This is a genomic window from Neobacillus ginsengisoli (genome assembly GCF_030813055.1).
This window is the reverse complement of record NZ_JAUSTW010000001.1, coordinates 76105-94891: the sequence shown is the minus strand read 5'-3', so window position 1 is coordinate 94891 and position 18787 is coordinate 76105. Positions and strand designations below refer to the sequence as shown.

General features: G+C 39.2%; 11 protein-coding genes and 1 other annotated feature. Of the genes, 6 read left to right on the top strand and 5 right to left on the bottom strand.

Going from position 1 to position 18787, the window contains the following annotated elements:
- Positions 1-9: 9 nt before the first annotated feature.
- Positions 10-1446 (bottom strand): sensor domain-containing diguanylate cyclase, encoded by a 1437-nt coding sequence (locus tag J2S10_RS00535; RefSeq protein WP_307403585.1) that lies wholly within the window; start codon positions 1444-1446, stop codon positions 10-12.
- A 377-nt stretch (positions 1447-1823) separates the two neighbouring features.
- Here J2S10_RS00535 and rpsD point away from each other — a divergent pair, with 377 nt between their 5' ends.
- Entirely contained in the window at positions 1824-2426 is a 603-nt protein-coding gene (rpsD, locus tag J2S10_RS00530; protein ID WP_307403583.1) for a 30S ribosomal protein S4, read from the top strand.
- A 760-nt stretch (positions 2427-3186) separates the two neighbouring features.
- Here the strand turns inward: rpsD and J2S10_RS00525 are convergent.
- Positions 3187-5958 (bottom strand): bifunctional YncE family protein/alkaline phosphatase family protein, encoded by a 2772-nt coding sequence (locus J2S10_RS00525; protein ID WP_307403581.1) that lies wholly within the window; start codon positions 5956-5958, stop codon positions 3187-3189.
- 926 nt (positions 5959-6884) lie between these two features.
- On the opposite strand from J2S10_RS00525, the gene J2S10_RS00520 reads away from it, so the two are divergent.
- Positions 6885-7784: a LysR family transcriptional regulator gene (locus J2S10_RS00520; RefSeq protein ID WP_307403579.1), complete on the top strand. Its 900-nt coding sequence runs from the start codon at positions 6885-6887 to the stop codon at positions 7782-7784.
- A gap of 771 nt (positions 7785-8555) precedes the next feature.
- Here the strand turns inward: J2S10_RS00520 and tyrS are convergent.
- Positions 8556-9812 (bottom strand): tyrosine--tRNA ligase, encoded by a 1257-nt coding sequence (gene tyrS, locus J2S10_RS00515; protein ID WP_307403576.1) that lies wholly within the window; start codon positions 9810-9812, stop codon positions 8556-8558.
- A gap of 62 nt (positions 9813-9874) precedes the next feature.
- Positions 9875-10087: a binding site (T-box leader), on the bottom strand.
- Positions 10088-10224: 137 nt separating this feature from the next.
- Here tyrS and J2S10_RS00510 point away from each other — a divergent pair.
- Positions 10225-12975, top strand: coding sequence for a transglycosylase domain-containing protein (locus J2S10_RS00510; RefSeq protein ID WP_307403574.1), 2751 nt, complete (start codon positions 10225-10227; stop codon positions 12973-12975).
- Between the two features lie 82 nt (positions 12976-13057).
- On the opposite strand, the gene acsA is transcribed toward J2S10_RS00510, so the two are convergent.
- Positions 13058-14776: an acetate--CoA ligase gene (gene acsA, locus J2S10_RS00505; protein WP_307403573.1), complete on the bottom strand. Its 1719-nt coding sequence runs from the start codon at positions 14774-14776 to the stop codon at positions 13058-13060.
- Between the two features lie 223 nt (positions 14777-14999).
- Here acsA and J2S10_RS00500 point away from each other — a divergent pair, with 223 nt between their 5' ends.
- From J2S10_RS00500 to J2S10_RS00490, 3 genes are all read left to right on the top strand, one after another.
- Positions 15000-15632, top strand: a complete 633-nt coding sequence (locus J2S10_RS00500) for a GNAT family N-acetyltransferase (RefSeq protein ID WP_307403572.1) — start codon at positions 15000-15002, stop codon at positions 15630-15632.
- Between the two features lie 157 nt (positions 15633-15789).
- On the top strand, positions 15790-16437 hold the full coding sequence (locus J2S10_RS00495) for an acetoin utilization AcuB family protein (RefSeq protein ID WP_307403570.1): 648 nt from the start codon (positions 15790-15792) through the stop codon (positions 16435-16437).
- Entirely contained in the window at positions 16434-17609 is a 1176-nt protein-coding gene (locus J2S10_RS00490) for an acetoin utilization protein AcuC (protein WP_307405104.1), read from the top strand. The genes J2S10_RS00495 and J2S10_RS00490 overlap by 4 nt, the downstream gene beginning before the upstream one ends.
- Before the next feature lie 38 nt (positions 17610-17647).
- Here the strand turns inward: J2S10_RS00490 and ccpA are convergent, their stop codons facing one another.
- Complete coding sequence (gene ccpA / locus J2S10_RS00485; RefSeq protein ID WP_307403568.1) at positions 17648-18646, bottom strand: catabolite control protein A; 999 nt, start codon at positions 18644-18646, stop codon at positions 17648-17650.
- Between the last annotated feature and the right edge of the window lie 141 nt (positions 18647-18787).

Sequence of the window (18787 nt, the reverse complement as noted above, 5' to 3'; positions counted from 1 at the left end):
TTCTATGGCTTAACTCGCTCTTATGCTGTTCCGCTGGGAAACTACCTTGTTTTTACCCGTACTCTTAGCAATGTAAAGTGCTTCATCCGCACGTTTAAATAAATAATTATAGGAATCAAGTCGATCCTTATTCCAATAGGAAACACCGCAGGACACTGTAATAGGAGGATTTGAACATTGTGACACTTTTTCAACTAATCTCTCAGCAATACTCACTCCTGTTTCAAGGGTAACTTTTGGAAGGTAGATTGCCAGTTCTTCGCCGCCCCAGCGAGCACCTACATCATTTCCACGTATATTACATTTAATTAGGTTCGCCACTTGAATTAGCACCTCATCGCCAACCTGATGTCCATAAGTATCATTAATGTCTTTAAAATTATCAATATCTATAATGATAAATGTACCTTCCTCTTCATGTTTCATGGACAATTGGATTTTTTCATCCAAATAATTACGGGAATGCAGCTTTGTTAAATGGTCTGTAATGATCATCTTCTCTAATTCTTCCCGAAGTATTGAATTGGTGAGTGCCAGTGAAGAATGATGTATGAGCAATTGTAATAGCTTAAATTTTTCAAATGAAAAAAAATATGGTTCTTGATGCATGACAATTGAAAAACCTTTTAAATTCTCACTTTCAATCATCGGAATAGCCATTATGGAACGAAAGCGTGTAATATCATATATTTTTGGAAGATGTAAATCCCCAATAAACAGGGAATCTTTTTCTTGCAGAATTTTATCATTTATAAAATCAATATATATTCGGGCCTGTTTCGTCGAAAAGAAAGGAGTGGATCCCGGCAGTACATTTGCTATAACTTGATCGTGGGAGAACAGGAAGAAACCCACTTCCTGTGAATCAAAAGAATGTTTAATTTGTTCGCTCATATAGGTCATTGTTTCAGCTAAACGCAGATTAGAATTTAAACGATGGGAGGTCTCATTAATTAATTGCAAATCAGAAATGACCCGCCTAGACTGCTGATAAAGCTGTGCATTTTCCAGTGCTCCTCCGGCTGCATTTGCAAATAAAGTAATAAATTCTATTTCATTTTTAGGAAATTCAAGTGTATTTGAGGCTATCACCTGTAAAACTCCGTAAACCCCTTGTTTTCCTTTAAATGGTGCATAAAGGATCGCACGCTTCTCTTCCAGCGAAAATTCCATTTGAATAGTACCTGAAACGTAGGAATTAATTGCAGCTACATTTTCACTATCATATTCCAGGTCCATAATCGGTAATTCATTTTGGATAGGATTATCCTGAGAGAGGAGTAAATAATAAGAAAAGGAAGGATATAACTGCTCGAGAGAAACGATTATTTCCCGCAGTAGGGCATCCTTGTCCAAGAGCGAATAGAAGGTTTCAGTAACTAAAAATAACTGCTTATATCTATTTTCCTCATTTTGTAAAGTCAAATCTCTTTCTAGATCATCCATCCAACATCACCCAATTTTTCTAATTCCAAAAATATACATCCTATCCTAATTATAGTGACTACCGGACAATTTTTGTAAACTTTTTTTGAATATTTTTTAATTTTCTTTTTTATCCCTTTTAATCTATTTCAAAAATAAATCTTGACTTTAAAGCAATTAAAATTATATAATATTTTTTGTGTAAAATATTGCAGCCTATGTGAACACTTTAATGGTCTCATTTTGTTCCTCATAAAGATATATTTCTTTTATGATGGTGCATCTTGTAACCCTCTGCTGCTAGGGCGAAGGTGCATGAAAACAAAATGGCTTTCATTGTTGTTTCATAACGGTTTTTATTTTACCAAAAAAATAAAAACACGAAGGAGGAGTCATTCATGGCTCGTTATACTGGCTCAAGCTGGAAAATCTCTCGTCGTCTTGGAATTTCTCTAAGCGGCACAGGTAAAGAATTAGATAAGCGTCCTTACGCTCCTGGACAACATGGTCCAAACCAACGCAAAAAGCTTTCTGAATACGGATTGCAATTGCAAGAAAAACAAAAACTTCGTCACATGTACGGAGTAACTGAGCGCCAATTCCGCAATCTTTTTGATAAAGCAGGGAAACAATCTGGTAAACACGGTGAAAACTTCATGATTCTTCTTGAATCACGTCTTGACAACGTAGTTTATCGTTTAGGTTTGGCTCGCACTCGCCGTGCAGCTCGTCAGTTAGTTAACCACGGTCATATCTTGGTTGATGGTGCTCGCGTAGATATCCCATCATACCGTTTAACTGCCGGTCAAACAATTACCCTTCGTGAAAAATCACGTAATCTTGATGTTGTTAAAGAAGCAGTAGAGGTTAACAACTTCGTTCCTGACTTCTTATCATTCGATGCTGACAAGCTTGAAGGTACTTTCACTCGCTTACCTGAGCGTTCTGAACTTCCTGCTGAAATTAACGAAGCTCTTATCGTTGAGTTCTACTCTCGTTAATTAATACGAGTTGTAAATTGTAACAACAAAAACCCTAGAAACGTTGATATTACTCAACCTCTAGGGTTTTTTATTTCTATCTGCTTTGTAGAATAATGTATTATCCCCCAACTAATTGGGGATATTTCAAGGAAATTATTAAGTGGACAAGCGCTCTTTATTTTTTCTTACATTAGAAAATTATCATTAAAAAGGCCATGGATCGCTCCATGGCTTTTGTGTTTCCCCAAATCACTAAAGATTAAAACATATGTAGTTGGTTGCAGAATGTTTGGGTTTGACACCAACTTGCCACCAATTCTCCGTCTGCTAAACTCCAGCCAACACTTGACTGGAGTTATAGAAAATAAAAATATTGATAACGGATGTAGCTTTGTTCACCTTAAACCGTATTTTTTACGTCTTTAATTTATGTATAAAATATGAAGAAAAACGAATTAAAGTATTTCTAAAAAAGCCTGATAAAACAGGCTTTTATATGTTAATTTAATAATGGAATGTTAAACCATTCTATTTGTTTCGTGGTCAAAAGGTACAAGAAGATGAAGAATTAGCAAGTATCTATCCAGACCTTTTTAAGGATGATTAGTGCTTAGAATCCAATTTGAGCTATTGTTGAAACAGCCCCTAAATTTTGAAAATCATAAGTTAGGGGCTATTTTATTTAACACCGATTAGCATTTCTTCCCTTTTTGCAGTGTCCTCCAGAAAGTTATACTTTTGAGACATCCCCTTCGATTTTTAGATCATGAAAAAACTCTTAGTTGTCAGCAGGTGAAGGTGCACTGCTTGCAGGCTGCTTTTCAACTTCATCCGGTGTTAAGACCTTATCGTCACCCGGATATGGTTTATCATATCCTTTTGTAGCGTACCAAACAGAATGGTTCATAACGTTAGCGTTCTCCACGTCAGGCTTTGAATGTGGTCCACCAAAATCATCCTTATGCTTGTCGGACCAGGAATCCCAATCATTCTGCATCTGCTGCGTTGCAGGTGTTGTTGGAGGTGTCGGTGCCTGTGCGAATCCCTGTGGTGCAGGCTGTCCGTTCATCCAATTTAGTGGTATTTGATTTGCAACCAAGTTATACGGAGTAAAATCCGGTTGGTCGGTAAGGATCTCGCTCATCGGATCAGCCGCAGCATCGTTTTGATTCATAGGCGGTAACCCAAGTATTTGTTCCATACTTCTAATCATATTAGTTGTGGTCCAGTAGTGACTATCGGTTACTCCTCTTTTTACCCACGGACTAATGACAAATGCTGGTTCACGGTGGCCATCTACGTGATCTACACCGCCTTGAGCATCATCTTCGGTTACGTAAATGATTGAGTCTTTCCAGTACGGACTGTGTGAGATGGCGTCTACAATCTTTCCGACTGCCTGATCATTGTCTGCTACCATTGCCTGTGGCGTTGGGTACCCTTTGGACGTTGAAGCAGTATGGTCGTCAGGTAACCACATGGTAATGAGTTGTGGTAAATTATTGTTCTTTACATAATCATTAAACTTGTCCAAGAAGATTTGAGCCCGGTACACATCTGGAATTGCTTGGGTGTTGGTAGGAAACGGCTTGTACAAGATAGAATTCACCGCTGGAATATCACTTGTTGCTTGATAATCCCCAACAGGCACATGAAGTGAACCTTGCTGTTGACCCGACAATATCTTGTAATCATTATACCAATCAGTCCACTTACCAAAGGGCTCAGGACCACTAAAATTAGTTGCATTTTCTCCGAAGACAGCAGCCGATACATTATGTTTTACGGCGTTATCCCAGATATGCCCGGTTGGTGCGTAGGCCATAGGGTCACTTTGGTTTCCTCCTGGGTAGCTACGATTGTTTCCTCCATCTGTCTCTTTATCCTCATAGTCAGGGAGGGTTGCTTGTGTAACCCATTGATGCCCAGCGGCTGAATTAATGCCACTTGTGTAGAAGTTGTCCAACAACGGGAATGTATTTGCAAACTGATGGAAGTTTGGTGAAACAGTCTGACCAAACTGAGTCAGAGTTGGATCGCCGTTGCCTTTACCAAGGTCTCCGAGTACCTGATCATACGTACGATTTTCTTTGATGATGTAAAACACATGTTTGATGGTGGAAGGCTCACCGATTCTCTCTGGCATTGCCACAGCTTTCTTATTGTGGCGAGGTTCGGCGTTTCGATTTTTCAACCCGAACCAGTTGTTATCGCTGTAAACTTGGTCCGTCATTTTAGCGAGATCGTTATTCGAAGGGAACGGAATCATCGACATAGAGCCGACTTGAGCATAAGTTTGGTGACCTGTTACCTTGTTTCCCGCTACATTACTGGTGCCATTTGATCCGAGCGCGCCTACTCCATTCATATTTGAGACAATAAGTTGATTGTTAGCAGTATCAATGGCAATATCATCTGGGAACGAACCAGTCGGTACGAGTCCCTTCAGCTGAGGTTCTTTATCCGGTCCGTTCCAGTCATATACAGCGAGAGCGTTATCTCGTCCCAAGCTAACTACTAATTGATTCCCGTTAATCATTTTAACCGCGTTTGGTGCAGAGCCAAGCGGTGCATCTGGATATGGTTTGATATCGATCGTTTGAACAACGTCATTGGTCTGTGTGTCGATAACCGACACTGTGTCACTGTTTGTGTTTGTTACAAAGAGATACTTTCCAGAGAGCGTCATTCGCTCTGGTTGAACCCCGACAGGGATTGTCTTCGTAACTGTATTCGTGGTGAGATCAACCACCGATACGGTTCCAGTAGATGAAGTACCCAATTGAGGGTCTACTACAATCGGCGTACCTGAGGATTTTATAGTAAAGTCTCCTGGATTAGCTTTTCTACCACCTTGATTTGTCACGTATGCCGTATTCCCATTAACCATTACACTTGTCGGAGCGTTTCCTACAGGTATTTGGGTAGAAAATTTTCCCGACTGTAGATCAATAACACCAAGACTATTGCCTCGATTAAGAGCCACAAGGAGCGTCTTTCCATCAGGCCCAACAGCCATGTCTAGCGGGTTAATATCATTCCATCCATCCACAGTAGCATCTGGTAGTGTCAAAGTCGAGGTCACTGTAGGAGTTCCGTCATCAGCCACTGACATAGTGGCAATTTGCGCTTGATTCTTATTATTTAAACCTGTTGCATAGAGTGTTTTACCATCAGGAGAATAAGCGAGTCCCCACGCATTGTAAAGACCAATGTTGACATTCGTGCCTATCAGCTTTCCGGTTGTCAGATCTACAATGTTAAGCCCCTCCCCACCATAACCTCCTCCATCTAAGGCTACAGCAGTCTTTCCGTTAGGACTAACGGCAACGGAAATTGGGTTTCCAGGGAATTCAACTTGCTTCCCAGCTGGTGTGAGCAGATGATTATCAGCAGTTTGAACTGAGCCATTGGGTTGTCGACCGACTAAGTTAGTTCCAAATGCACCATCATTTGCGGCATAAGCAGTTATAGAACCAAGTAATACAGTGCTCAATGCCAGTCCAGCAATCATTTTTTTCTTCTTTTTAAATTTCCCCAAATTGTTCACTCCCTTTTCTAGATGAATCTAATTTTTCCCCTACAGCTCTTGAAATGACAGGAATCGTAGCACACAAACCATGGCAAAAACACCGCCCAACACCCTTCCTTCAGCAAGCCCAAAATGGATTCGTGTCCCTTGCCAGAAAGAAGCTTATCATGGTTCGAAACGTTTATTAAATTCCAGAAAACTGAATACCGTATTAAGTAAAACTTAAAATGTCCTTTTGATATTACTGCAATCGCATTTAAGCCTTTTGCTCCAGAACCCATTTACAAAACTTTTACATTCGATTTACTCTCTATTAAAATTTGTCACTTACAATTTAGCAGAAAAGCAAATTGAAGGCAGTGATTTTAAAATAAAGTTTGGCCGTTTACTGTTTATCAGTCCGATCAGTCCGATCGATGGAGCCGAGAAAAATAATTGGGATTCCGTCTATCAACCGTACCGATTCGTACAAAAGTGAGGGGTGAACTTTTAGATACTGGAGAAATTTCATCGCAATAAAATTCTCTCTGTGCATGAAAGGTCACGATGGGATGATGACCAGAATTAGCGCCAATTGAAATATTTTCCTTAATGATCAACTTTTTGATTGGAAGTGCTATTGTAGTATGAGGGATCATCGAAACGAAATTGGTCAGTTCCAAAGCCTTCGCAAAAGGAAATACGTACATGTTAAAGGAATTTATATCATTTGCATACTGAATTAGAATGGTAATTACGATTAGCTCTTCGTAGGGCACGGTCAGCCCAGTTGGAAAACAGAGGTGAGTACCCAATTCCAGCTCGTTCGGAATTCGGTCATTCTCAACCTTATCGGTGAATTTGTTAACAATTTTTTATGTACGACGGGCTCATGATTCTATTAAAATCAAGTGTAAAATGTATAAAGATATAATGATGTGATCCGCTGAAGTTGAGGTGAAATGATGAATTTTGAACAAATGGAATATATTATAAACGTTGCAAACGAGATGTCCATTTCAAAAGCAGCAGTAAAATTATTTATTTCAAATTCAGGGATGAGTCAATCTATTACTCAGTTGGAAAATGAGCTTGGTATAAAAATCTTTAACCGATCAAAACAAGGAGTTACTCCTACTTTTGAAGGTAAAATCGTTATTTCTAAAGCAATAACTTTACTAAACACCATTAAAGAACTAAATAAAGAAATTTTTGAGTATAAAAATAATAATCAAGCTCATTTGAAAATTTTAACTGCTCCTGCCTTTACTTTTATACTTCAAGAAACAATGGTAAAGTTTAATTCGGAAAATAAAGATATTACCTTCGAATTAATAGAGCAAAACCCTACAGAAATTATTCAGAATTTCAACAAGGAAAATTATGACTTTGCTTTAATTCCCTCTTCTTTAGAAGAATTAAAAAAAGAAAAAAATATTCGTTTTGAACATATTCATACAGGGCATATTTGTATAGCGGTTGGTAAAAATTCACCTTTTTATCATCATGATTATGTAACACTTAGTGCATTAAAAGATTCAAAATTAGTGATGTATAATTCATCTGACTATAAAAAGGTGTTAAAATTAACAAAACCGAATTTAAATCAAGTGTTAGTTAGATCGAATAGCAGCAGCCTTCTTTTTAAGCTGGTAAAAGAAAGTCAAGCCATCTTGTTTTTACATGATTTTGCTATTAAAAATAGTTCAATGGTTTTGAATGGAGATATAAAAATTATCCCATTAAAGGAAGAAAAGCATTTTCCAGTTGATTTCTGGCTTATATATTTAGAAACGAAAAATTTTACGAAAGTAGCCAAGGAATTTATTGATGACTTTTTAGATAATTTTAAAAAAAGCATTTAATTTATAGAGAGGTAAAGAATCCGTATTACAGGCCTGAAGAGGTAATGTGTCGAAAACAATATTTCCGATTCTATTATAACCACCGTTTTTAGAGAAAAATTAAACAGCCTAAGTCCTTGCAAATATAGAACTCAGGCTCTTATTTTTGCACGGACGCGTTCCCCTATCGGAGTTCACTCCCATCAAGCTATTCGGGATCCGCGTTAAGGATCTGTACGTCGAAATTCGGTTCGATTTACAATCGCGGATACTCATTGCTCCCCTTCAAAGACTTCCAAATGTTCGGATGGTAGCCCCTTTTGCTTTTGCTCTTTTAATTGCTTCTTTGTAACTTAATGCGCTAAAAACTCCGCCACTACAGTCGATTCAAAGTAACTTTATAAAAAATTATCCGGACAAACTTGCGGACCAACATTATCAAGGTTCTTGTTTAGATGTCTCCTTAGGGGTAAGAGATGTCTCCTCAACCCTATCAATGAAGAGAACCAAATTGGGTTGTAACAGTTTTAACTTAGAGAATATTACACACCAATGGGAGAAACACGTTAAAATATTGCTTCGACCGAATCATCAAAAAAACAGGGCTAAAAACAATTACACCTCATGGCCTTCATCATACACATGCAACGATTTTAATTGGCGCATTACTCTCGTTAGTCACTTGATACTAAAAACCCTTACCGTATTGGTAAGGGGTTTTTAGTTTTAAAATTGTTCCAATCAAACAAGTAAGGCTGCCCCATTTTGCAAATGTGGCAGCCTTTGGGAAAATTAATATTTAATTAAAGAATATTTCTTCTTGCCTCTTCTTATAATTGTGAACTGTCCTTCGATCCGATCTGTTTCCTGAAGTGAATACGCGGTATCTGTAATTCTTTCTCCGTTAATGGCAATGGCCCCATTTGTGATATCTTCACGGGCTTGACGCTTAGATGGAGAAATACCCGCTGCCACTAACAGATCTACTAGATTACCCTCTAATTCAGTTGCATTAAAGGATGGAACGTCTTTAAATCCTTGTTTAATCTCCGCTGCGGATAGGTATTTCACATCTCCGCTAAATAAGGCATTAGAAATCTTAATTGCCTGCTGCAGTGAGCTTTCGCCATGAATAAGACGAGTCATTTCCTCAGCTAAAGCCTTTTGTGCTTTACGAAGGTGAGGCTCCTCTTCAACAGACAATGCAAATTTCTCAATTTCTTCATGAGATAGGAACGTGAAGTACTTTAAGTATTTCACGACATCGGCATCAGCGGTATTAATCCAGAACTGATAAAATTCGTAAGGAGTTGTTTTTTCCGGATCGAGCCATACTGAACCGCTTTCCGATTTTCCAAATTTTGTCCCATCTGCTTTTGTCACAAGTGGTATCGTTAAACCAAAAGCTTTGGATCCTTCCGGCTGCATTTTGCGGATTAATTCCAAGCCCGAGGTAATATTTCCCCACTGATCACTGCCGCCGATTTGCAATCTACAATTGTGGTGTTCATATAAATGTAGAAAATCCAATGCCTGAAGAATCGTATAAGTAAACTCTGTAAACGAGATACCTGTCTCAAGGCGGGATGCAATTGTATCCTTCGCAAGCATGTAATTAACACCGATATGCTTACCGATATCACGTAAGAAGGTCACAATGTCCATAGAGCCGGCCCAATCATAGTTATTCACCATAATCGCACCATTTTCACCATCGAAATCAAAAATAGATTCTAATTGATTTTTAATGCCTGCAACATTATCTTGAACAGTTTCCAATGTTAACAGCTTTCGTTCTTCGCTTTTTCCGCTTGGATCACCGATTAGTCCTGTTGCCCCACCTACTAAAACGATAGGACGGTGACCGTGATCCTGAAAACGACGCAGCGTTAAAAACGGCAGCAGGTGTCCGATGTGCATACTGTCAGCTGTAGGATCAACGCCGCAATACAGTGAAATTTTATCCTTGCCTAAAACATCTTTTATTCCCTCTTCATCCGTTTGTTGATAAATAATTCCTCTCCACGCTAAATCCTGTAACAATTCCATCCTAAATCCCTCCATATTACTTCTAACCAATTTGTAAAAAATTAAAAACGCCCCTGCAAAAATGCAGGGACGAAAAATCGCGGTACCACCCGGCTTGAGGAAAATCTCCTCCAACTCAAAAAAGTTAACGGTTTTTACCGTTCTCCGCTACTATATTTTTCACGGCGAAAGCTCGAGGACGTAATTCATTCTCCTATATGTGTCAGCTTCCACCATATGCTGACTCTCTTCGAACAGGGATAGAAGAACTACTGGATTCCCTTCACAGCTTATTATTGAAATTAAATTTATTTTTACCATAATTATTTACATCTGTCAAACCTGGATTGGAAATTCCAGAAAAATGTAGAAGTTTGTCATTTTTTAGAAGGCTATATGCTATAATGTAAGGGATTTCATAAGAGGTGATGCTATGAAAGAAAAGCTACAGGCATGGATTGAAAAAATAAAACCGGCAATAAACTTGATTACCCATAAAAAAACGGTAAAAAAAGCACGAATTACCTACCAAGTAGTTTGGAACTTATTTCTTTTATTTTTAACAGTAATCGTACTTGGAGGAGCTTTTGCAACAGGTGTCGGCGCAGGCTATTTCGCCTCACTAGTTAAGGACGAGCCCGTCCGTTCGTACAATAGTATGAAAAAAGATATCTATGATTATACCGAACCTTCTGATCTATATTTTTCTGAAAATGTCTACCTTGGAAAACTTCAGTCTGATCTGGAACGTGAGGAAGTCAAGATAGATCAAGTATCAGATTACCTAGTCAAAGCAATTGTGGCAACCGAAGACGAATACTTTTACCAGCACAAGGGTGTTGTCCCTAAAGCTGTTTTCCGTGCCCTTTTTCAGGAAGTCACAAACTCCTCTGTCCAATCAGGCGGAAGTACTTTAACCCAACAATTAATTAAAAATCAAATTTTGACAAATGAAGTTTCATTCCAACGAAAAGCAAATGAAATTTTACTTGCCCTTCGATTAGAGAAATTTTTCACAAAAAAAGAAATACTTGAGGCATACTTAAACGTTTCAACCTTCGGAAGAAATGCTTCAGGACGAAATATTGCAGGGATTCAAGCGGCGGCAAAAGGAATCTTCGGAAAAAATGCCAAAGATTTAACCCTTCCTCAAGCAGCATTTATTGCCGGCTTACCTCAAAGTCCTTTTGGGTATACACCTTTTACAAAAGAAGGAAAATTGAAAGACAATCTTAAACCAGGACTAATCCGAATGAAAATAGTTTTAAAAAGAATGTATGACGGGGGATACATAAACCAAAAGCATTATACAGAAGCATCAGCTTATGATATTACTAAAGATTTTACAAAGCCAACTCTTAATCCAATCGAAAAATACCCATGGCTTACGCAGGAAATTGAAAAGCGTTCAATTGATGTACTTGCCTCAGTGTTAGCAAAAAAAGATGGATACAGTGAAAAAGATTTAAAAAACGATGATAATCTTCATTACAAATACCAAACATTAGCTAACCATGATCTGCATCAAAATGGGTATGAAATTCATACGACCATTAACAAAGATATCTATGATGCAATGCAAATCGTAAAGGATAAATACCCTTCTTACGGACCTGACAAACCGCAGGAAAAAGTAGACCCGGACACGGGTGAAAAGAAAACTGTAATGGAACCTGTGGAAGTTGGGGCAGAGCTGATTGAAAATAAGACTGGTGCAATTATCAGCTTTGTCGGCGGAAGAGATTACAACAAACAGCAGCTGAATCATGCAACGAGTGCAATCAGGCAAAACGGTTCAACAATGAAGCCTTTACTTGTTTATGGGCCTGCAATTGATTTAGGAATAGCTTCCCCGGGGACACTGCTACCAGATGTGGCCTTAAGTCTTAATCCGGCCAGTAGCAGTCCTTGGCCGCACAACTATGACCTCAGGTACAGTGGTTTGGTTTCAGCAAGATATGCACTTGCCAAGTCCTATAATGTTCCCGCGGTAAAGCTTTATAGTGAAATTGTCAATCAAAGACCTTCCAAATATCTTGAAAAGATGGGCTTTTCATCTCTTCGAAGTGATGATTATACAAACCTCGCAACAGCAATTGGATCGATGAAGAATGGGGTAACGATTGAAGAAAATACGAATGCCTTTACCACTTTTGCAAATGGCGGTAAATTTATTGACGCATATTTGATTGATAAAATTGTTGATAAAAATGGCAAAATTATTTACCAACATGAAGTGAAACCGGTTGACGTTTTTAAACCGCAAACGGCTTACTTAACACTTGATATGATGCGAGATGTGGTTAAAATGGGGACGGCAGCCGGAATTAACAGCAGACTGAAATTTAAAACAGATTGGGCAGGAAAAACCGGTACAGGGGTAAATTATTATGATTCTTGGTTTGTGGCCACAAATCCAAATGTTACATTTGGGATCTGGACAGGTTATGATACTCCGAAATCATTGCAATCCTCCGGATCATTGTCATATAGCCAAAGAACAAATAATTTATGGGTTGACTTAATCAATTCGGCATATGCGATAAAGCCAGATTTAATCAGTCCGAAAGAATCATTTCAAATGCCGGATGGGATAGTGAAACGTACAATATGTGCTGTTTCCGGATTACTCCCTTCAGCTGCCTGCTCAAATGCAGGATTGCTTGTGAGTGATTACTTTAATGTAAATAATGTCCCGAAAAAACAAGATAATAGCTTAATTCAAGGAAATTTCGTCCAAATTAATGGTAAAAAATTCTTAGCCTTGGATTCAACACCAAGTGATTTTGCCCAAAAAGGTATGATTTTAAATCCGGATTTTATCACCCAAATGGTCGGTAAAAATTTCAGAAATACAAGTCAGCTCATTCCAAAGAAAGATCGATGGGCGAATATACTCGTACCTAATGCGAAGATGGTAGATAACGGAAAAACCCCGGATAGCGTGAACGTAACGGCTTCCGGCAGCATATTGACTTGGTCAACTTCAGGCGATAATGATGTAATTGGTTATCGTGTCTATCAACATAATGTATTTTCAACAAAAGTGGCAAGTATAAAAAGTGGCTCAAGCCTCGCATATACGGCTTCAAACGGTACTTATTATGTCACTGCTGTCGATATTGCCGGTCATGAATCAGCACCTTCAAACGAAGTTGTAATTGGCGGTACACCAACGCCTTAAGGATAGAAATCCATAGAAAAACCGCACCGAAAATCACCGGTGCGGTTTTTCTATGGATTTCTTATCCTGTAAGTCCCCTGCTCTAGTCTTCCATTGTTGAAAGATCACCGGCAGGTAAATTGAGCTCCCAGGCTTTCAGGACGCGGCGCATAATTTTACCGCTTCGTGTTTTTGGAAGCTTATCGCGGAAATCAATTTCCCTTGGTGCGGCATGTGCTGCAAGTCCATGTTTTACAAACTGCCTAATTTCCTCTTTTAATTCATTTGACGGTTCATAGCCATCCCTGAGTGCTACAAAGGCTTTAATGATTTCTCCACGAACAGGATCAGGCTTACCGATTACACCCGCTTCAGCAACAGCTGGATGCTCAACAAGCTTGCTCTCAACTTCAAATGGGCCAACCCGTTCACCCGACGTCATAATCACATCATCAATCCGACCTTGGAACCAGAAATAGCCATCTTCATCCATGTAGGCTGAATCTCCTGAAAAATACCAGCCGCTAGGCATAAAATAAGATTCATATTTTTCAGAGTTATTCCAAATGGTATGCATCATGGACGGCCAGCCTTTTTTAATAGCAAGGTTTCCCATTCTGTATGGCGGAAGCTCATTGCCCTGATCATCAACAATTGCAGCGACAACGCCTGGAATCGGTTTACCCATTGAGCCGGGCTTTATTGCCATGCATGGATAGTTACAGATCAGCTGGGCACCTGTTTCAGTCATCCACCATGTATCATGGATTCGATGGTTAAACACTTTAACTCCCCATTTTACAACTTCCGGGTTTAACGGTTCGCCAACACTTAATATATGGCGAAGGCAGCTTAAATCAAATTTCTTTACGATTTCGTCTCCTGCGCCCATCAACATGCGAAAAGCTGTTGGAGCACTGTACCACACGGTTACGCCAAAGTCTTCTATCATCTTATACCAAGTTTCAGGGCTAAAACGCCCGCCAACAATCACATTGGACGCACCGGTTAACCATGGCCCAAAGATACCATAGGAAGTTCCTGTTACCCACCCCGGGTCTGCAGTACACCAGTAAACATCATCTTCTTTTAAATCAAGAACCCATTTTGCCGTTTGATAATGTTGAATCATCGCATTATGTACATGCAATACTCCTTTTGGTTTCCCGGTGGATCCTGAAGTATAGTGGAGAATCAGGCCATCTGTCCTGTCGACCCACTCTATTCTTAATTTTTTGCTTGCTCCTTCAAATTTCTTTAAGAAATCATGGTATTCTCCGTTTTCTTCTACACCGTTACCAACAAGGAAAATATGTTTCAAAGCCGGGAGTTCACTGACAGGTACACGGTCCAGTAATTCCGGTGTTGTGACAAGTACCTTTGCTTCGCTGTCTTGTAGGCGGTCTCTAACAGCCCCCTCCATAAAGGCCTCAAATAAAGGACCTACGATGGCTCCTAGCTTAATCGCACCTAAAACAGTAAAATATAGCTCAGGTGAGCGTGGCATAAAAATAAAGACGCGGTCGCCTTTTTCTACATCACCGTACGTTTTGAGGACATTTCCAGCTTTGTTGGAAAGATCTTTCATTTCTTTAAAGGTGTATTTCTCATCTCTTAAGCCATCACGGTAGTAAAGGGCAATTTTATTTTTCCGAAAGGTTTCTGCATGACGGTCAATTGCCTCATATGCTAAATTGACAAGATTTGTCTCATGCCAAGTAAATTCCTTTTCTGTTTCATTCCAGTTAAAATGCTTGTACATTTCATCATAATTGTTTAGATTGTAATCACCATGTACCACTGGCAGCGCTTCCACTTTCATTCAAATTCCCCCTTTTGCTATTTCATGTGATTATTATAGTACAAATAGTAACTATTCTCAATTTTTAAAATTATTTTTAAAGAATAATTTACATTTAATGACGAGGTAGGATGGTTAGAAAATACCATCAAAGAAAACAGAAAATTTTGTGAACGAACAATAAATGAATAGAAATTATGTATAATAGAATTAACGCGCGATAGATTTATCCAGGGGTGACCGAATGAAACATAAAAAAACGTATAATGCCAAAGAATTAAAAACTCCTCATGGGAACTTAATTATTGAAGGACCTACTTCTTCAGATAAACTAGCAGGTTATGAATTTCATGAACACCTCATTGCTTTCCGTCAGCCGGCTGCACAGCATCAGGCCCTGGTTGGCATTGCAAAACTTGAGGAAGGCAGGATTATTATTGCCAGACATCGGGAAACCATTGTTGGATATGTGACCTATCTCTATCCGGATCCTCTTGAACGCTGGTCAGAGGGCAAAATGGATAATTTAATAGAGTTGGGTGCGATTGAAGTAATTCCTCAATTTAGAGGTTGTTCAGTAGGGAAAAATCTTCTGATTGTGTCGATGATGGATGATGCGATGGAAGATTACATTACCATCACGACAGAATATTATTGGCATTGGGATCTAAAGGGAACAGGTACAAATGTCTGGGAGTATCGAAAAATTATGGAAAAAATGATGAATGCCGGCGGCTTGGAATGGTATGCTACCGATGACCCTGAAATTTGTTCCCATCCCGCCAACTGCCTAATGGCTCGGATCGGTAAAAGAATAGATACTGAATCAATTCAAAGATTTGATCGACTTCGCTTTATGAACCGTTTTATGTATTAATACAAAAAGTGCAAGCGCCTTGTCCAGGAGCGACAAGCATAAGACGAGCCGGCGAGAAGGTTGCTCCTTAACCTTCTTGACGGATTGGCTTAGACCAAAGAGCCACTAGGCACTGGAGCTAGACACCAAAAACTGTTTGAGTAGGGGGGATTTTCTGATGATAGTAGAAGAAATCATGAGAACAAATGTCGCAAAGCTTACACCGACAAATTCAATTGCCGATGCCTTGCGTTTAATGGAGGCAAAAAGAATCCGTCATATTCCCATTATCAATTCAGAAGAGCATTTAGTCGGATTAGTAACGGCGGCCGGTTTACGGGATGTAACTCCCTCCATCTTTCACGCCAATGAACACTTAGAGGACTTACAAAAACCTATTGATTCCATTATGAAAAAGGACGTCATTTCCGGACATCCACTTGATTTTGTTGAAGAAGTTGCAGGCTTATTCTATGAACACAAAATCAGCTGCCTTCCCATCACGAAGGATGGAAAACTAGTAGGAATTATTACCGAAACTGACCTTTTACGGACCATGGTCGAGTTAACCGGAGCTCATCAGCCGGGTTCCCAAATTGAAATAAAGGTTCCTAACATAGCCGGAATTCTAAGTGATATTTCGGCTATATTTCGAAATCGGAATGCAAATATTTTAAGTGTGCTTGTTTACCCGGACAAAAAGGATGATCGATTTAAAATACTTGTAATTCGAGTGCAAATGATGAATCCTGTACAGCTGATACACGATTTGAAAGAAGCAGGACACCATGTTTTATGGCCGAATCTGCCGGGTATATCGATATGATGGATCGTTGTTCCTTTATTTTTTCAGAAGAGCTGCTGAATTATAAATTCAGCAGTCATCATCCTTTTGATCAGTTCCGTCTTAAACTTACAGTAGACCTACTTAAAAAAATTCATGCTTTAGATGATAATCAGATTATTACCCCAAGAAGAGCAACCATTGAAGAACTTTCCCTTATCCATGACCCAAGCTACATTGACGCAGTAAATAAAGCAGGTCATGGAAAGCTTTCAAAAGAAATAGCTGAAAACTATGGATTAGGTACCGAGGACACGCCTATTTTCCCAAATATGCATGAAGCCAGTTCTCTGCTGGTTGGAGGCACATTAACGGCTGTTGATCAAGTGATGACAGGACAAGCTACCCATGCCCTCCATCTTGGAGGAGGGCTCCACCATGGCTTTAGGGGAAAGGCATCGGGATTTTGCGTATATAATGATAGTTCCGTCGCAATTAAATATCTGCAAATGAAATATAATGCACGGGTCCTATATGTTGACACGGATGCCCATCATGGCGATGGTGTGCAATGGTCATTCTATGATGATCCAAATGTTTGTACCTTATCCATTCATGAGACAGGCAGATACTTATTTCCCGGTACAGGTAATGTAAATGAGAGAGGCCAGGGCAAAGGCTACGGTTTTTCATTTAATGTCCCTGTTGATGCATTTACAGAAGATGAATCTTGGCTGGATATTTATACTCACTCAATTAAAGAAGTTGCCGAGTTTTTTAAACCTGATGTTATCCTAACTCAAAATGGTGCAGACTCGCATTACTTTGACCCATTGACACATTTATCAGCAACAATGAAAATTTATCGGGAAATTCCAAAGCTAGCTCATGAAATTGCCCATCAATACTGTGACGGTAAATGGATTGCGGTCGGTGGTGGAGGCTATGACATTTGGAGAGTTGTCCCGCGGGCCTGGGCTTTAATCTGGTTAGAAATGACTGAAAACTCAAATTGTTATGGAAGTTTACCGCACGAATGGGTTGATAGCTGGCAAAAGGAAGCTCCGGTAACATTACCACCGGAATGGGACGACCCTGAGCACTTGTACAAACCGATCCCGCGAAAAGCTGAAATTACCGAAAAAAATTTACGAACACTTGAAAAAGCATTATATCCGATTCGGAACCAGAAGAAAAGTGAGACCATATCATAGAAAAAGGGTTGTCCAAGTTGGACAACCCTTTGTTTCATTTATTTAGTTGATTGCCGATGTTCAATGCGATGTGGCAGCACTACAATTTGTTCACTTACTTTTTCTTTATTCATTAATTTAGTCAGCAAACGCATTGAAACTGCACCAATATCATATAATGGCTGAACGACTGTTGTCAGCTGCGGGCGAACCATTAGTGAGAGCCTTGTATTATCCGAAGTAATAACTTCAAAATCTTCAGGGATTTGGTACCCTTTATCCTCAGCACCATGTACCACTCCAAGTGCCATTTCATCAGCGCCGACTAAAATAGCTGTCGGCTTGTCGGAAGCTTCCAATAATTTATCAAAGGCTTCAAGACCTGAATCATACGTATAATCACCTTCAACAACAAGATCTTCCTTATACGGAATTTCTGCTTCCTGAAGTGCTCTCTTGTATCCATTTAGCTTCTTCTCCGTGTTTTTCGGTTCATGTAATGGGCCTACAACAAATGCAATATTTTTATGACCTTTTTCAATAAACTCTGAAACAGAATCAAAAACAGCTTCTTCATAATCAATATTAACGGAGGGGATTTTTTTCGATTCTTCAATGGACCCGGCAAGTACAATTGGAACAGGAGATTTTTCAAATTCCTCAACATGATCAGCCGTGATATTGCCTCCCATGAAGACAATCCCATCCACTTGCTTACCTAACATTGTATTTAATAGGTGCAATTCTTTTTCTTTGTTTTGATCGGAATTGCTCAATATAATATTGTACTTATACATTGTCGCAATATCCTCAATACCGCGGGCTAGTTCAGCAAAAAAGATATTCGATATATCCGGGATTATTACACCAACCGTTGTTGTCTTTTTACTGGCCAACCCTCTTGCAACCGCATTTGGACGATAACCTAAGCGGTCAATTACTTCAAGAACTTTTTTGCGGGTAACTGGTTTAACATTGGGGTTTCCATTCACTACACGTGAAACAGTCGCCATCGAAACGTTTGCTTCCCTGGCAACATCATAAATCGTTATATTCACGTTTACCACACTCCTTTACACGATTCGTTATTTTCTTTTATTTTACAACAGGATATGATAACCTAGTCATCTTTATTGATTGTGAGAAAATAAACAATCTTTATTTTATGTATTCAATAATACGATAAGAATTATAATGCC